We start from the raw sequence: 16,215 nt of genomic DNA, 5'->3' as shown, positions 1-16,215 counted from the left end.
CTTATTAACCTTTAAGCTGAGCCAGGGCGCGGTAATCCGCTCCCAGCGTGGCCTGTAAAACCTCTTTCGGATAATCGTCGGTCACTACGGCTTCGCCCATGCGGCGCAACAGCACCAGACGCAAACGACCGTCGATCACTTTCTTGTCAATTGCCATGTGCTCGAGAAAATCCGCTTCGGTCATTTCCTCTGGCGGAATGACCGGCAAGCCCGCGCGCTGGAACAGGCGAATGCCGCGGTCACGCTCCTCGGCGGTGATCCAGCCGAGGCGTGCGGACATCTCCAGCGCCATTACGGTGCCAGCAGCGACCGCTTCACCATGCAGCCAGACACCATAGCCCATATGGGTCTCGATGGCGTGGCCGAAGGTATGCCCCAGGTTCAGCGTGGCGCGCACGCCGGACTCACGCTCGTCGGCGCCAACCACGGCCGCCTTGGCTGCACAGGAGCGTTCGATGGCGTAGGTCAGCGCCTGCTGGTCCAGGGCTCGCAAGCGGTCGACGTTGGCCTCGAGCCAGGTCAGGAAGGACTCGTCGCAGATCAGACCGTACTTGATGACTTCCGCCAGGCCAGCCGACAGCTCGCGGGCCGGCAGGGTATTGAGCGAGGCGGTGTCGATCAGCACCACGTTCGGCTGATAGAAGGCGCCGACCATGTTCTTGCCCAGCGGATGGTTGATACCGGTCTTGCCCCCCACCGACGAATCGACCTGGGACAGCAAGGTGGTAGGAATCTGGATGAAATCGACGCCACGCTGGTAACAGGCGGCGGCAAAGCCGGCCATGTCGCCGATCACCCCGCCGCCGAGGGCGATGATCGTGGTGCGGCGGTCGTGCCGTGCGGTCAGCAGGCCATCGAAAATAAGCTGCAGGGTTTCCCAGTTCTTGAATGCTTCGCCGTCGGGCAGAACCACCGAGATCACCGAGAACTGCGCAAGGCTGCGTTTCAGATGCTCAAGGTACAGCGGCGCTACGGTTTCATTGGAAACGATCGCCACTTGCCGCCCGGCGATGTGCGGAGCCAGCAACTCGGGCCGGTCCAACAAACCTTCGCCAATATGAATCGGGTAGCTGCGCTCGCCTAGATCGACCTTAAGTGTCTGCATGTGTCCCCACAGTGAAGATGGAAGCTGGTGTCCTGCCTTACATTAACGACGGGCATCGCCTGGTTTTCTGACGCCGCGCAATAGCCATGCGCCACAACCGCAAGCGATCATGGCAAGGCGCCGAGGATAGCGCATTTCACGCTGCGCATTAACGGGGAGGCAGTTGCTGCAGGCGGTCCAGTATGTCCAGCACCACCATACGCGGCGGCCGTTCATCGGTTTCAACCACCAGGTCGGCGATTTCCCGATAAAGCGGATCGCGAATCGCCAACAGGTCCCGCAGGGTCTTCGCCGGATCGGCCGTGCGCAGCAGCGGTCGATTGCGATCCCGGGCGGTACGACCGACCTGCTGCTCCACCGAGGCATGCAGATAGACCACACGCCCCCCGGCATGCAGCGCCAGGCGGTTGGCTTCGCGCATCACCGCGCCACCGCCGGTCGCCAGGACCACGCCATCGGCGGAGCACAACTCGGCGATCATGGCCTGTTCCCGATCACGAAAGCCCGGCTCACCTTCTTTATCGAAGATCCACGGGATATTGGCGCCCGTGCGCAACTCAATTTCCTTATCGGAATCTTTGAATGGCAGGCGCAGCTCTTTGGCCAGCAAGCGACCAATGGTGCTTTTGCCAGCCCCCATTGGCCCAACAAGAATCAAATTTCGCACAGAATCAACGACTCACAGCAATCGCCTGGTTGTTCATGATACGCGGAGTGAGAAATACCAGCAGCTCGGATTTTTTCTCCGACACCACGTCACGCCTGAAAAGGCGGCCAAGATACGGCACATCGCCGAGAAATGGCACTTTATCTACAACCTTGCTTTGCGTATTGGAGAAAACCCCACCGATAACGATGGTTTCCCCGTCGTTGATCAGGACCTTGGCGTTGACCTCGTTCTTCTTGATCGGCGGCACGTCCTGGACCTTGTTCAGGTAGTCCGGCTCGTCCTTGGTGACCTTGACCTCCATGATGATGCGGTTATCCGGGGTGATCTGCGGCGTCACCTCCAGGGACAGCGAAGCCTCCTTGAAGGACACCGAGGTCGCCCCGCTAGAGGCGGCTTCCTGATAGGGGATTTCCGTGCCCTTGAGGATCTTCGCCGTCTCCTTGTCGGACGTGACGACCTTGGGCTGGGAGACGATTTCCCCGTTACCGGTCTTTTCCATGGCTGTCAGCTCAAGGTCCAGCAACACGTTGTCGGTGATGAAGGCGATACCCAGGCCGGAGGTATTGGCGGTGGTGCCCAGGTCGACGAACGGTGAATTGCTGCTGGTGCTGCCCGGCGTACCAATGGTGGAAGAACCGTTGGTGCCGTTGCTGACCCCCGAGGCATTCCAGTTGCCCTGGTTCTGGATCGAACCGCCCCAGCGCACGCCCAGGCTTTTGTCGTAGTCGACGTTGGCCTCGACGATCCGCGCCTCGATCATCACCTGGCGCACCGGGATATCCAGCTGGCTGACAATCCGTCGCAGCTCGTCCAGGCGCTCCCGGGTCTGGTAGGCGATGATGTTGTTGGTCCGCTCATCGACAGTGATCGACCCACGCTCGTCGGACTTGTCCTCGGCGCGGGTGACCGACTGGAACAACTTGGCAATCTCCGCGGCCTTGGCGTAGTTGACCTGCAACAGTTCACGCCGTAGCGGTTCCAGGTCGGCAATTTGCTTCTGCGACTCCAGTTCCTGGCGTTCGCGGGCCGCGATTTCATCGGCCGGCGCCACCAGCAACACATTGCCCACCTTGCGCTGGTCCAGCCCCTTGGTCTTGAGCACCAGATCGAGGGCCTGGTCCCACGGCACATTCTGCAGGCGCAAGGTAATGCCGCCCTGCACCGTATCGCTGGCCACCAGGTTGAGGTTGGTGAAGTCGGCGATCAGTTGCAGCACCGAGCGGACCTCGATGTCCTGGAAGTTCAGCGAGAGCTTTTCGCCGTTATAGGCCGAGCGCTCGGTGTTGCGTTTCTGCTGATCGCCCGAAGTCATCGGCCTGACGCTTACCGTAAGCTTGTTGTCCGTCTGGTAGGTCGAGTAATCGAAGGTGCCGCCGGGCTCGATGGTGACGATGGCCTTGCCGGACTCCGCCCGGGCGCTGACGAATTGCACGGGGGTGGCAAAATCCTTGACGTCCAGCCTGACCCGCAAGGGCTCTGGCAGGCGAGCCTTGGCGAAGGTAAGGACGAGCTTTCCATCGCGCTCCTGGATATCCGGGCTCATTCCCGAGTCGGAGAGGTCGATCAGTACATTACCCTCGCCCTGCTCGCCGCGCTGGAAATCCACGCTGCGAATCGACCGACCCGCGGAAGGCGCGGCCCTGGTCCGCCCGGACGCGACAGCCGGCTGCCCCGGTGCACTCTGCGCCGCCCCCTGGCCGATCACCACAAACAGCTGATTGCCGGCGACCCGAGTGCTGTAGGGCGCCAGCGCGACCAGGTTGACGACAACCCGGGTACGCTGCCCCGATTCGACCACCGTCACGCTGCGTGCATTGCCATTGCCCAGGTCGCGGCTCTTGTTCGCCAGCTGGCTGACGACGCCCGGCAGATCGAGGGCGATCCGCGCCGGCTGGTCGGTGGTATAACCCCGCGGCTCGGGTATCGGCCCATCGAAGGTGAGTTTCAACTCCAGGCGATCCCCCGGCAGTGCCGCGACATCCAGGGCCTTGAGGCTGGCCGCCATGGCCATCGGTGAAAGCAGCGCCATCCATAGCGCAATACCGAAGGCTGAAAAAATCCTGTTCATGATGCGAGTTCCACTATGAGTGTTCTTTTAATGGAATGGTCCGTGGTCGCTCCAGCCACGCTCCCGCTCCATCGGGAACAATCTCGACCACGTCGACCTGTGAGTCGCTGATCGCGACAATCCGCCCGTCGTTACGCCCCAGATAATCGCCGACCTTCAGCCGATGTACGCCACCGGCACCGCGCAACAGCGCAAAGAAGCCGGAGGCATTGGAAAGGGTGCCCACCATCTCGAACTGCTCGATGCTGAAGCCCTCGAGATATTGCTTGTTGCGGTTCGGATCCGGCCTGACCGCGGGCGAGCCTGACCGACGTGCCGTCAGGTCCACCCTGACCGCAGGCTGAAACGGGCTGCGCAAGGGGGCGGCGTTATAGGTGAACGCTGGGTAAGACCCGAATGCCGGCATTGGTTCAATCTCACCGGGCGGCCGTAGCCGCACCTCGTTCATGTAGGCATCCAGATCGCTGAAGTCGTCATCGCCGCCACAACCGGCCAGTCCGACAAGGACCAGTCCAAGCGACAAGCCGCGAAGGCGCGTCATGGACGAGGCACCTTGTAGCGGTAAGTCCGGGCCAGAATGTTCATCCGCAGCTTGGAACCGACCTCCGGCGTGACCGGTTTGATCTCGAAGTCATGCAGGGTGACGATTCGCGGCAAGCCGGCCACGCCGCTGACGAAAGTCGCCAGCTCGTGGTACCCACCGGTGACCGTGATCTGGATCGGCAATTCGACGTAGAACGGCTGGACCACCTCCGGCAACAGCTTGATCTCTTCGAACTCCAGCCCACTGCCAAGCCCGGTGCGGCTGATGTCTTCCAGCAACCCCGGCACTTCGGTATCGCTGGGCAGCTGGCGCAGCATGAGGTCAAAGGCGGTTTCCATGGCCTTCATCTGTTCGGTGTAGGGCCCCAGGTTGGCCACCAGGCGCGCCTTGCTGGCGAACTGCTGTTTCAGCACGGCCTCGTCCGCCCGGCGCTGGTCGAGTTGCAGCAACAGCTCCTTGAGGTACAGGTTGTAGCCGAGGGCCAGCACCAGCAGCATGACCAGCGCCGCGACCACGCCTTTGACCAGCACCGGCCACGCCCCCATGTTGCTCATTTCCAGCTCGCCGAGATCGACCCGGCGCATCTGCGCCCACCCGCCGGAAAGGCTCATTGCCCGCCCTCGTCCATGGTGGGCCGGGTCTGATGGACGGTCAGCTGAAACACATTGACCTGGTCGGCGTTGTCCGCCCCGGCGGCCTTGACCTCCGTCAGGCTGGGCGCATCGAACCAGTCCGAAGCGTCCAGGTTGCGCATCAGGTCCGAAACACGATGGTTCGATTCGGCCGCCCCGGTGATGGAAAGAGTCTGCCCGCTCATCCTGACATCGGTGAAATACACCCCGTCCGGCAAGGTGCGGGCCAACTGGTCGAACACCCGCGCGCTGGTGGAGCGATTGCCTTGCAGGTCCTGGATGATCTTCATCCGTTCCACCAGTTGCTCGCGATGCAGCTTCAGCTCGCCGATCTTGGCGATCCGCTGATCGAGCAAGGTGATTTGAGCGCCTACGTGATTGTTGCGCGCCAGTTGCCTGTCAATCGCCCGGTCGATGATCCTGTCGCCCGCAAACAGCGCACCCAGGGCCACCGCCGCAGCCGCCACCAGGGCCAGGAAAAAGTGGCGACGCCGCTGTTCGCGTCGCACCTCGCGCCAGGGAAGAAGATTGATCCGCGCCATCAGTCGAAACTCCGCAAGGCCAGCCCACAGGCGATCATCAAGGATGGAGCCTCGCTGGCCAGGGCCGCGGCGTCGACCTTGCCGCCGATACTCATGCCAGCGAAGGGGTTGGCGACCAGCACGGGCAAGCCCAGGCGCTGCTCGATCAACGGCGCAAGTCCCGGAACCGAGGCGCTGCCGCCCGCCAACAGGATGGAGTCGACCTGGCGCTGCGGGCCGGAGGCCTGGAAAAACTGCAACGAGCGCGAAACCTGTTGCACGACCGCCTCCTGAAAGGGTTGCAGCACCTCACTGGCGTAATCGTCCGGCAGGCCGCCCTGTTTTTTTGCCAGGCCGGCCTCTTCTTTCGACAGCCCGTAACGACGCTGGATGTGCTCGGTCAGTTGGTGCCCACCAAACAGTTGCTCGCGGGAATAGATGATCTGCCCTTCATGCACGACGCTCAGGGTGGTCAGGGTGGCTCCGATATCGACCAGCGCCACAGTCCGGGCAACCGACGAGCCGGCTGCCAGGGCGAACGAGCGCTCCAGCGCGCAGACTTCCAGGTCCACCACCCGCGCCGTCAGCCCGGCGAGCTCCAGCGCCGCCTCGCGAACTTCGATGTGTTCCTTGCGGCAGGCCGCCAACAGCACATCGACGCGCTCGGGATTGCGCGCCGAATAGCCGAGGACATCGAAATCGATGGCGGCCTCATCCAGCGGATAAGGAATGTACTGATCGGCGTCGACCTTGAGCTGGCTCTCCCGATCATCATCGCAAAGCCCGGCCTCCATCTCGATGACCTTGCTGATCACCGCCGAGCCGGCCATCGCCAGCGCCGCGTGCTTCGCTCCCGGCCGGGCCCTGGCCAGCAGGCGAGACAAGGCATGCCCCACCCCTTCGGGCTCGACGATGTTTTTTTCGACCACGGCGTTGGCCGGCAACGGTTCCACCCCATAGGCCTCGACCCGAAAACGGCCGCCGACACGACTCAACTCAAGAAGCTTGACCGAGGTGGAGCTGATATCGATCCCCAGGAGGGAACTCGCCTTTTTACTGAAGAGTCCTAGCACTACCAATTCCCTATGACTATCCGTGACTTACGGACTCTGGAATGTCCATTGCGTTCAATCACCCCGTCTTGACAGACGGGCAAATGACGATCTCTACGGAAAAATGCTTATAATGCCCAGCGATTTTTCCGCGATTTATCTGCTGCGTGAGCCGATTCCTGACTGTGAATACCTGACGCCTAATTCATTCCTTTCTCTGGAAATCCAAAAGCCTTGATTCGTCTGCTGAAGTTTTTCGGGTGGTCCATCGTCGCTGTGTTCTGCGGGCTGCTCCTCGCTCTCTCCGGCGCGTTTCTCTATCTTAGTCCTGGGTTACCGTCGGTAGAGGCGCTCAGAAGTATCCAGTTGCAGATTCCCCTGCGGGTGTACAGCAGCGACGGCAAGTTGATCGCAGAATTCGGCGAAATGCGCCGCACTCCGATCCGTTTCGCCGACATTCCCCCCAACTTCATTAATGCGTTACTAAGTGCTGAAGACGACAATTTCGCCAACCACTACGGCGTCGACCCCAGCAGCCTGATGCGCGCCGCGACCCAACTGGTCAAGAGCGGGCACATCCAGTCCGGCGGCAGCACCATCACCATGCAAGTGGCGAAGAACTTCTTCCTGAGCAGCGAACGCAGCTTCTCGCGCAAGACCACCGAGATCCTCCTGGCCCTGCAAATCGAGCGCCAACTGACCAAGGACGAGATCCTCGAGCTGTACGTCAACAAGATCTACCTGGGTAACCGCGCCTACGGCATCGAGGCCGCCGCACAGGTGTACTACGGCAAGTCGATTCGCGATGTCAGCCTGGCGCAGATGGCCATGATCGCCGGCCTGCCCAAGGCACCGTCGCGCTTCAACCCGCTGGCCAACCCGGCGCGCAGCAAGGAGCGCCGCGACTGGATCCTCGGGCGCATGTACAAGCTCGGCAAGATCAGCGAGGCCGATTACCAGGCCGCCGTGGCCGAGCCGTTGAACGCCAGCTATCACGTACCGACACCGGAAGTGAACGCGCCGTACGTTGCCGAAATGGCCCGCGCCGAGATGGTCGGTCGTTATGGCAGCGACGCCTACACCGAAGGTTTCCGCGTCACCACCACGGTACCGAGCGACCTGCAGGAAATGGCCAACACCGCCGTCCACGAAGGCCTGATCACCTACGACCAGCGCCATGGCTATCGCGGCCCCGAATCGCGCCTGCCCGGCAAGACCCACGCCGCCTGGGCCCAGGAACTGACCAAGCAACGCAGCATCAGCGGCCTGGAGCCGGCGATCGTCACCCAGGTCGACAAGAACGGCCTGCAGGTACTGACCCGCACCGGCGAAGAGCACGTGGGCTGGGACAGCATGAAATGGGCGCGTCCGTTCCTCAACACCAATAGCATGGGCGCAGCCCCCAGGCAGCCGAGCGATGTCGCCCAGGTCGGCGACCTGATTCGCGTGCAGCGCCAGGCGGACAACTCGCTCAAGTTCCGCCAGATCCCGGTCGTTCAGGGCGCGCTGGTGTCCCTCGATCCGCAAAACGGCGCCATTCGCTCACTGGTGGGCGGTTTCGCCTTCGAGCAGAGCAACTACAACCGTGCACTGCAGGCCAAGCGCCAGCCCGGTTCCAGCTTCAAGCCGTTCGTCTATAGCGCCGCACTGGACAATGGCTACACCGCCGCCAGCCTGGTGAACGATGCGCCGATCGTGTTCGTCGACGAATACCTGGACAAGGTCTGGCGCCCGAAAAACGACACCAACACCTTCCTCGGCCCGATCCGCATGCGCGAGGCACTGTACAAGTCGCGCAACCTGGTTTCGATCCGCCTCCTGCAAAGCCTGGGCGTGGACCGCACCATCGACTACATCAGCAAGTTCGGCTTCAACAAACAGGACCTGCCGCGCAACCTGTCGCTGGCCCTGGGCACCGCGACCCTGACTCCGATGGAGATCGCCACCGGCTGGAGCGTGTTCGCCAACGGCGGCTACAAGGTCACGCCGTACATCATCGACAAGATCGAAAGCCGCAACGGCGAAACCCTGTTCACCGCCAACCCGCCGAGCGTACCGACTGGCGACGCGGCCAGCAGCGGGATCGCGGCACCGACAGAACAGGGCTTCACGGTGAACAATGTCCCGGGCGAAACCCCGAGCCAGGCTCCCGCTCCTGTACAGGCACCTGCGGTGGCCGAACGCATCATCGACGGGCGTACCACCTACATCCTCAACAGCATGCTGGAGGACGTGATCAAGCTCGGCACCGGGCGACGCGCCCTGGCCCTGGGCCGCACCGACCTGGCCGGCAAGACCGGGACCACCAACGAGTCCAAGGACGCCTGGTTCTCCGGCTACAACGCCGACTACGTGACCACGGTCTGGACCGGTTTCGACCAGCCGGAAAGCCTGGGCCGCCGCGAGTACGGCGGCACCGTGGCCCTGCCGATCTGGATGAGCTACATGGGCGCCGCCCTCAAGGACAAGCCGGCCCACACCCAGGCCGAGCCGGAAGGCATTCTCAGCCTGCGGGTCGATCCGGTCAGCGGCCGCGCCGCGACACCGGGCACGCCGAACGCCTACTTCGAACTGTTCAAGAGTGAAGACACACCGCCTTCGGTCAACGAACTGGGCAATGGCTACGCCCCAGGCAGCCCGCTGCCAGCGGACGAGTCGGCGCCGATCGATCTCTTCTAGAGCAGCGCAAGCTGCAAGCCTCAAGCTGCAAGAAAGAGCGACATCGCCTTTCTCTTGCGACTTGAGGCTTGAAACTTCCCCATAAAAAAACCCGGCTCGAAGGCCGGGTTTTTCTTTTTCATGGGCTGCTATTAGCCGTTGAACACGTCGTCCACGCTTTTCAGCGGGTAGTTCTTCGGATATGGCAGGGTCGCCACGCCGGTCTCGATCGCGGCCTTGGCCACGGCGTCGGAGATCACGGTGATCAGACGGGCATCCATTGGCTTTGGAATGATGTACTCGCGACCGAATTCCAGCTTGATGCCGCCGTAGGCGTCGCACACTTCCTGAGGCACCGGCAACTTGGCCAGTTCGCGCAGGGCGTTGGCCGCGGCCACTTTCATTTCTTCGTTGATGCGCTTGGCGCGAACGTCCAGGGCACCACGGAAGATGAACGGGAAGCCCAGTACGTTGTTGACCTGGTTCGGGTAGTCCGAACGGCCGGTGGCCATGATCACGTCGCTACGGGTGGCGTGCGCCAGTTCCGGGGCGATTTCCGGATCAGGGTTCGAGCAGGCGAACACGATCGGGTTGGCAGCCATGGAGCTCAGGCCTTCGGCGCTCAGCAGGTTCGGGCCGGACAGGCCAACGAACACATCTGCACCTTTCAGGGCGTCAGCCAGGGTGCGCTTGTCGGTAGCGTGGGCGAAGACCGCCTTGTACTGGTTCAGGTCGTCACGCTCGGAGTGGATCACGCCGGTACGGTCGACCATGAAGATGTTTTCGATCTGGGCGCCCATGCTCACCAGCAGCTTCATGCAGGAAATGGCGGCGGCACCGGCGCCCAGGCAGACGATCTTTGCGTCCGACAGGGTTTTGCCAGCGATTTCCAGGGCGTTGATCATGCCGGCCGCGGTCACGATAGCGGTGCCGTGCTGGTCATCGTGGAATACCGGAATGTCGCACTGCTCGATCAGGGCGCGCTCGATCTCGAAGCACTCTGGCGCCTTGATGTCTTCCAGGTTGATGCCACCGAAGGTGATGGAGATGCGCTTGACGGTGTCGATGAAGGCTTGCGGGCTTTCGGAGTCGACCTCGATGTCGAAGACGTCGATGCCGGCGAAGCGCTTGAACAGCACACCCTTGCCTTCCATCACCGGCTTGGAAGCCAGCGGGCCGAGGTTACCCAGGCCGAGAATCGCGGTGCCATCGGAAATGACTGCAACCAGGTTGCCCTTGCCGGTGTATTTGTAGGCCAGTTCAGGATCGCGGGCGATTTCGCGTACTGGTTCGGCTACGCCGGGGCTGTAGGCCAGCGACAGGTCGCGGGCGGTAGCGGTGGCCTTGGTGAGCTCGACACTCAGTTTCCCTGGACGGGGATTGGCGTGATATTCGAGAGCGGCAGTTTTCAGATCAGACATGTGGGCATTCCGCTTTTTACTGTTGGACAGACGGACCGCCGAGGATACGCGTGTCGCAAAGTCCCTACAAGACTGACCGGTCACCCCTGTCAAGGCCCGCAGGCTACGACTTTGGGCCAAGAGCCACGGAACACAAGGGGTAGACTGTTCACAATCGAAATAAAAAATGTCTACAATTTTTTATTTATTGAACCAGCTGGAACATTCCGGGATGGGTCAGCGGCAACATCCAGCGCGCCTGACCCGATTTCAAGCCACCCTTGCGCGAACGGTCGAGCACCCAGCCGCGCGCCTCGATCCGCTGCCCCGGCAGGCGATCCAGCTGCGCAACATCGAATTGGCCAAGCAGATTGGGTGCAATGCGCAATACAACCGAATCCTGCAATTCGATCCAGACGCCGCCCCGATTGCGCTGCACCTTGCTCACCCGGCCACTGAGCAGGGCAAAACCGGAGGCCTTTATCTGATCCGCTTTCAGCACAGACGATTGCCGCCACAGCCCCAACCGGGCCTGGCGAGCCCTACGCTCGGCGGCTTGCTGGCAGTTGAACAAATCGACGTTCGGCGCTACCGCCACCTGGTATCCCAGGCCTTCGGCAAGCAATTGCGCCTCAAGGTTGGTGCCATCGGCGCCATAGACATGGGCCAGGGTTCGCCCATAGTGATCTTTGCTTTCCCGACCGGGAAGCAGACCGACCCGGCCGTTGCTGGCCTTCACCAGCGCCTGCAGGCGCTGGCGGGCGGCAACCGCGAACGGCTCGTCGGTGCGGCCTTTCTTGCCCAGTTCCGGCGCATTGAGGCCGATCATGCGCACGCTGCGGCCATCGGTGAGGCGCAAGGTGTCGCCATCGACCACCCGCTGGACCTGCACGGAGGCCAGCCCAACCGGCACCGGGCAGAACGCCTGGGCGCTGGAGAGCCAAATCGCGGACATAAAAAAGGCGCCCGCAAGGGACGCCTTTTTCATCAGCGAGGAGAAGCTGAAACAGCTTTCCAGACCGATCAGCCTTAGGCCTTTTTCGCGCCGAAAGCGCCGAAACGATCGGCGAACTTCTGAACGCGGCCGCCGGTATCCAGAGTCTTCTGCTTACCGGTGTAGAACGGGTGGCATTCGTTGCAAACGTCGATCGCCAGCGGCTTAGCGAAGGTCGAACGAGTTTCGAACTTGTTGCCGCAGCTGCAGGTTACGGCAACTGCTGGGTATTCTGGATGGATATCGGCTTTCATGGTGTCTTCCTCAGGCTAGCGTGCCGCCACCCAACACTATTGTTGAATACCGCACGTAATTAGGCCGCGGATTCTACCAGACCTTTGCGATCACGCAAGCTGTCCCTTACACCGACCGTCTGCTAGGCTCCGGGCCTTCTTCACCGCCCGCTCAATGAGATTTCCCCGCGTGCCCGACGCCATTTTGCGCCTCGCCCTGCCCTCCCCGCTGCGCCGCCTGTTCGATTACCGGGCCCCTGCCGGCGTACTGCGTACCCAGTTGCATCCGGGCATGCGCCTGCGAGTGCCATTCGGTCGCCGGGAAATGATCGGCATCCTGGTCGAGGTCACGGACAGCAGCGAAGTCCCGGCCGAGAAACTCAAACCGGCACTGGCCCTGCTGGACGCCACCCCGCCACTGCCGCCCGCGCTGTTCAAACTGTGCCTGTGGACCGCGCAGTACTACCAGCACAGCCTCGGCGACACCCTGAGTTGGGCGCTCCCGGTCCTGCTGCGCCAGGGCGAGCCGGCCGAGGCCCGGCAGGAACGCTTCTGGTCAGTCAGCCCGGGTGCCAGTCTCGACGATCCACGCATCGCCCGCGCCCCGCGCCAGCGTGAAGCCCTGGCGACCCTGGCCCAGCATCCTCACGGCGTCGCTCACCAATTGCTGAGCAAGCTGATGCTGAGCAAGGACAGCCTGGACCTGTTGCTGGCCAAGGACCTGGTGCAGGTGGAAGTCCGCCGGCATGCCCCGGGCGAGCGCCACGAACATTGGCTGGCCCAGCCGGAACTGCCGCTCAACAGCGAACAGCGCGCCGCGCATGAGGCCATCCGCTCCGGCTTCGGCAGCTATCACGCCTTCCTGCTGGCCGGGGTCACCGGCAGCGGCAAGACCGAGGTCTATCTGCAACTGATCCGCGAAACCCTGGAAGCCGGCAAGCAGGCGCTGGTGCTGATCCCGGAGATCAACCTCGGGCCGCAGACCCTGGCGCGTTTCGAGCAACGCTTCAACGCGCGCATCGCCCTGCTGCACTCGGCGGTCAACGACCGCGAGCGCCTGGATGCCTGGCTGGCGGCCCGCGACGGCGAGGCCGACATTATTATCGGCACCCGCTCGGCGCTGTTCACGCCGATGAAGAGCCCCGGGCTGATCATCATCGATGAAGAACACGACGGCTCCTATAAACAGCAGGAAGGCCTGCGCTACCACGCCCGCGACCTGGCCCTGGTCCGCGCCCGCCAGGAAAACATCCCTATCGTGCTGGGCTCCGCCACCCCGTCGATGGAGAGCCTGCACAACGCCTACACCGGCCGCTATGGCCTGTTGCGCCTGAACGAACGGGCTGGTGGTGCCAAGCAGCCGCGCTTCCTGCGCCTGGACGTGAAGAGCCGGCCGCTGGACAGCGGTATTTCCGGCCCCATGCAACAAGCCATCGGCCAGACCCTGGCGGCAGGCCAGCAGGTGCTGGTGTTCCTCAATCGCCGCGGCTTCGCGCCGACCCTGCTGTGCCATGACTGCGGCTGGATGTCCGAGTGCGAACGCTGCGACGCACGAATGACCGTGCACCAGCGCTACGGCGAGCTGCGCTGCCATCACTGCGGCCACTCCGAACGCGTACCGCGCAATTGCCCGCAATGCGGCAAGGTTGACCTGCGCCCGGTCGGCGCCGGTACCGAGCGCGCCGAAGAGCGGCTGGCGATCCTGTTCCCGGACTACCCGGTACTGCGGGTCGACCGCGACAGCACCTCGCGCAAGGATGCGATGAACCAGTTGTTCGCCACCATCCAGAAGGGCCAGCCCTGCATCCTCGTCGGCACCCAGATGCTCGCCAAGGGGCACCACTTTCCGCGGGTGACCCTGGTCTCGATCCTCGATGCCGACGGCGGCCTGTTCTCCGGTGACTTCCGCGCCAGCGAACGCATGGCGCAGTTGATCGTCCAGGTCGCTGGCCGCGCCGGGCGGGCCGAAGAGCCGGGCAAGGTGATCATCCAGACCCACCTGGCCGACCATCCGCTGCTGGTGCAGCTGACCGAACAGGGTTACTTCGCCTTTGCCGAACAGGCCTTGAGCGAACGCCGCGCCGCCGGCCTGCCGCCGTTCGCCCACCTGGCGCTGCTGCGCGCCGAGGCCCACAAGCCAGGGCAGGCCGAAGGTTTCCTCGACGAGGCCTGCAGCGAAGCCGAGCGTTTGCTGGCAGAGATGAACCAGGGCGGTATCGAGTTGCTGGGGCCGGTACCGGCGCCCATGGAGCGCCGCGCCGGGCGTTATCGCGCGCAACTGCTGTTACAGGCCAATGCCCGGGCGCCGCTGCACAAGCTGCTGAGCCACTGGCTGCTGGTCCTGGAACAGATGCCCAGCGGGCGCCAAGTACGCTGGTCGCTGGATGTTGACCCTGTGGACCTGTATTGATAGAAAAACCGCCATCTCAGGCAAGCGCGCCTCTGTAGGCGCAAGGCTTGCCCGCGAGATGGCCCGAATAGCCACCGCATATCCACAAGCGGCCCGCTATAGTTGGCAAGCCCGTCTTCGCAACGGATAATGCCCAGTTTTTCCACCTGCGCATCGAAGCGCCGCCGCGCCAGCGGTTGAAAGAGAAGACCATGAAAGACACCATTCGCCAGCTCATCCAGCAAGCCATCACCCAACTCGTCACCGAAGGTGTGTTGCCAGAAGGCCTGACGCCGGCGATCCAGGTAGAAAACTCCCGCGACAAGACCCACGGCGACTTCGCCAGCAACATCGCCATGATGCTGGCCAAGCCGGCCGGCATGAAACCACGCGACCTGGCGGAAAAGATCATCGCCGCCCTGCCTGCCGACGAGCAGGTCAGCAAGGCCGAGATCGCCGGCCCCGGCTTCATCAACTTCTTCCAGAACACCCAGGCCCTGGCCACCCGCCTGGACGCCGCCCTGGCCGACACCCACCTCGGTGTACGCAAGGCTGGCGCGTTGCAGCGCACCGTGGTCGACCTGTCGGCCCCGAACCTGGCCAAGGAAATGCACGTCGGCCACCTGCGCTCGACCATCATCGGCGACGGCGTGGCGCGGGTCCTGGAGTTCCTCGGCGATACCGTGATCCGCCAGAACCACGTGGGCGACTGGGGCACCCAGTTCGGCATGCTGATGGCCTACCTGCAGGAAAACCCGTACACCCGCGACGAGCTGTCGGACCTGGAGAACTTCTACCGCGCCGCCAAGCAGCGCTTCGACGAATCCGAAGAGTTCGCCGACCGTGCCCGCGGCCTGGTGGTCAAGCTGCAGGCCGGTGACCCGGACTGCCTGGAGCTGTGGACCAAGTTCAAGGACATCTCCCTGTCCCACTGCCAGAAGATCTACGAACTGCTGAACGTCAAACTGACCATGGCCGATGTGATGGGCGAAAGCGCCTACAACGACGACCTGATCAACGTGGTCAACGACCTCAAGGCCAAGGGCATGCTGGTCGAGAGCAACGGCGCCCAGTGCGTGTTCCTCGACGAGTTCAAGAACGCCGAAGGCGAGCCGCTGCCGGTGATCATCGTCAAGGCCGACGGCGGCTACCTGTACGCCACCACCGACCTGGCGGCCGTGCGCTACCGCAGCGGCAAGCTCAAGGCCGACCGTGCGCTGTACTTCGTCGACCAGCGTCAGGCCCTGCACTTCCAGCAAGTGTTCGCGGTGGCCCGCAAGGCCGGCTTCGTGACCCACCCGATGGAAATGGAGCACATGGGCTTCGGCACCATGAACGGCGCCGACGGCCGTCCGTTCAAGACCCGCGACGGCGGCACGGTGAAGCTGATCGACCTGCTGACCGAAGCCGAAGAACGCGCCTACAGCCTGGTCAAGGAAAAGAACCCGGAATTGGCCGAAGCGGACCTGCGCAACATCGCCAAGGTGGTGGGCATCGACTCGGTGAAATACGCCGACCTGTCCAAGCACCGCACCAGCGACTACAGCTTCAACTTCGACCTGATGCTGAACTTCGAAGGCAACACCGCGCCTTACCTGCTGTACGCCTACACCCGCGCCGCCGGTGTGTTCCGCAAGCTGGGCAAGGACTTCAGCGAAGTACAGGGCCAGATCAGCCTGGAAGCCGCCCAGGAACTGGAGCTGGCGGCCAAGCTGGCGCAGTTCGGCGAAATACTGAACAACGTGGCCGACAAGGGTACGCCGCACATCCTGTGCACCTACCTGTACGACGTGGCCGGGCTGTTCTCCAGTTTCTACGAGAACTGCCCGATCCTCAGTGCCGAATCGCCGACGCAGATGCAGAGCCGCTTGCGCCTCACCGAGCTGACCCGTCGTACCCTCAAGCAAGGTCTGGAGTTGCTGGGCCTGAAAGTTCTGGAGCAAATGTAA

Annotated in this window: 13 protein-coding genes; 3 read left to right on the top strand and 10 right to left on the bottom strand. The window is 62.9% G+C overall.

All coding sequences use genetic code 11. The annotated features are described in order from the left end of the window. Positions 1 to 4 precede the first annotated feature (4 nt). From aroB to IF690_RS03215, 7 genes are all read right to left on the bottom strand, one after another. Positions 5 to 1,105 carry a 3-dehydroquinate synthase gene (gene aroB / locus IF690_RS03245; protein WP_202698814.1) on the bottom strand — a complete coding sequence of 367 codons (1,101 nt, stop codon included), beginning with the start codon at positions 1,103 to 1,105 and terminating at the stop codon, positions 5 to 7. Between the two features lie 148 nt (positions 1,106 to 1,253). Beyond that, positions 1,254 to 1,772 carry a shikimate kinase AroK gene (gene aroK / locus IF690_RS03240; RefSeq protein ID WP_009041824.1) on the bottom strand — a complete coding sequence of 173 codons (519 nt, stop codon included), beginning with the start codon at positions 1,770 to 1,772 and terminating at the stop codon, positions 1,254 to 1,256. Positions 1,773 to 1,776: 4 nt separating this feature from the next. After that, complete coding sequence (locus IF690_RS03235; RefSeq protein ID WP_202698813.1) at positions 1,777 to 3,843, bottom strand: type IV pilus secretin PilQ; 2,067 nt, start codon at positions 3,841 to 3,843, stop codon at positions 1,777 to 1,779. Between the two features lie 13 nt (positions 3,844 to 3,856). Beyond that, a complete protein-coding gene (locus tag IF690_RS03230) occupies positions 3,857 to 4,384 on the bottom strand; it encodes a pilus assembly protein PilP (RefSeq protein WP_202698812.1) in 528 nt (175 codons plus the stop codon). After that, complete coding sequence (locus tag IF690_RS03225) at positions 4,381 to 4,998, bottom strand: type IV pilus inner membrane component PilO (RefSeq protein ID WP_202698811.1); 618 nt, start codon at positions 4,996 to 4,998, stop codon at positions 4,381 to 4,383. Before IF690_RS03225 ends, IF690_RS03230 begins: the two co-directional genes overlap by 4 nt. Continuing rightward, on the bottom strand, positions 4,995 to 5,561 hold the full coding sequence (locus IF690_RS03220) for a PilN domain-containing protein (protein WP_202698810.1): 567 nt from the start codon (positions 5,559 to 5,561) through the stop codon (positions 4,995 to 4,997). Before IF690_RS03220 ends, IF690_RS03225 begins: the two co-directional genes overlap by 4 nt. Beyond that, positions 5,561 to 6,613 (bottom strand): pilus assembly protein PilM, encoded by a 1,053-nt coding sequence (locus IF690_RS03215; RefSeq protein WP_202698809.1) that lies wholly within the window; start codon positions 6,611 to 6,613, stop codon positions 5,561 to 5,563. The genes IF690_RS03220 and IF690_RS03215 overlap by 1 nt, the downstream gene beginning before the upstream one ends. Before the next feature lie 216 nt (positions 6,614 to 6,829). Between IF690_RS03215 and IF690_RS03210 the strand changes: the two genes are divergently transcribed. Continuing rightward, positions 6,830 to 9,271, top strand: coding sequence for a penicillin-binding protein 1A (locus IF690_RS03210; protein WP_202701286.1), 2,442 nt, complete (start codon positions 6,830 to 6,832; stop codon positions 9,269 to 9,271). A 131-nt stretch (positions 9,272 to 9,402) separates the two neighbouring features. Here IF690_RS03210 and IF690_RS03205 read toward each other — a convergent pair whose 3' ends face one another. The 3 genes from IF690_RS03205 to rpmE form a co-directional block, all read right to left on the bottom strand. Continuing rightward, the gene (locus tag IF690_RS03205; RefSeq protein WP_202698808.1) at positions 9,403 to 10,671 is read right to left on the bottom strand and encodes a malic enzyme-like NAD(P)-binding protein; all 1,269 of its coding nucleotides are present in this window, start codon (positions 10,669 to 10,671) and stop codon (positions 9,403 to 9,405) included. A gap of 184 nt (positions 10,672 to 10,855) precedes the next feature. Beyond that, positions 10,856 to 11,638: a thermonuclease family protein gene (locus tag IF690_RS03200; RefSeq protein ID WP_202698807.1), complete on the bottom strand. Its 783-nt coding sequence runs from the start codon at positions 11,636 to 11,638 to the stop codon at positions 10,856 to 10,858. Between the two features lie 41 nt (positions 11,639 to 11,679). Then, on the bottom strand, positions 11,680 to 11,898 hold the full coding sequence (rpmE, locus tag IF690_RS03195; protein WP_007925855.1) for a 50S ribosomal protein L31: 219 nt from the start codon (positions 11,896 to 11,898) through the stop codon (positions 11,680 to 11,682). 169 nt (positions 11,899 to 12,067) lie between these two features. Here rpmE and IF690_RS03190 point away from each other — a divergent pair, with 169 nt between their 5' ends. Next, entirely contained in the window at positions 12,068 to 14,287 is a 2,220-nt protein-coding gene (locus IF690_RS03190) for a primosomal protein N' (protein ID WP_202698806.1), read from the top strand. Positions 14,288 to 14,478: 191 nt separating this feature from the next. After that, positions 14,479 to 16,215 carry an arginine--tRNA ligase gene (argS, locus tag IF690_RS03185; protein ID WP_202698805.1) on the top strand — a complete coding sequence of 579 codons (1,737 nt, stop codon included), beginning with the start codon at positions 14,479 to 14,481 and terminating at the stop codon, positions 16,213 to 16,215.

The organism is Pseudomonas sp. SK3(2021), from assembly GCF_016772375.1.
GTDB classification, from domain to species: Bacteria; Pseudomonadota; Gammaproteobacteria; order Pseudomonadales; family Pseudomonadaceae; genus Aquipseudomonas; species Aquipseudomonas chlororaphis_I.
The sequence above is the reverse complement of the archived record's forward strand: the minus strand, read 5'-3'. Positions and strand labels throughout refer to the sequence as shown.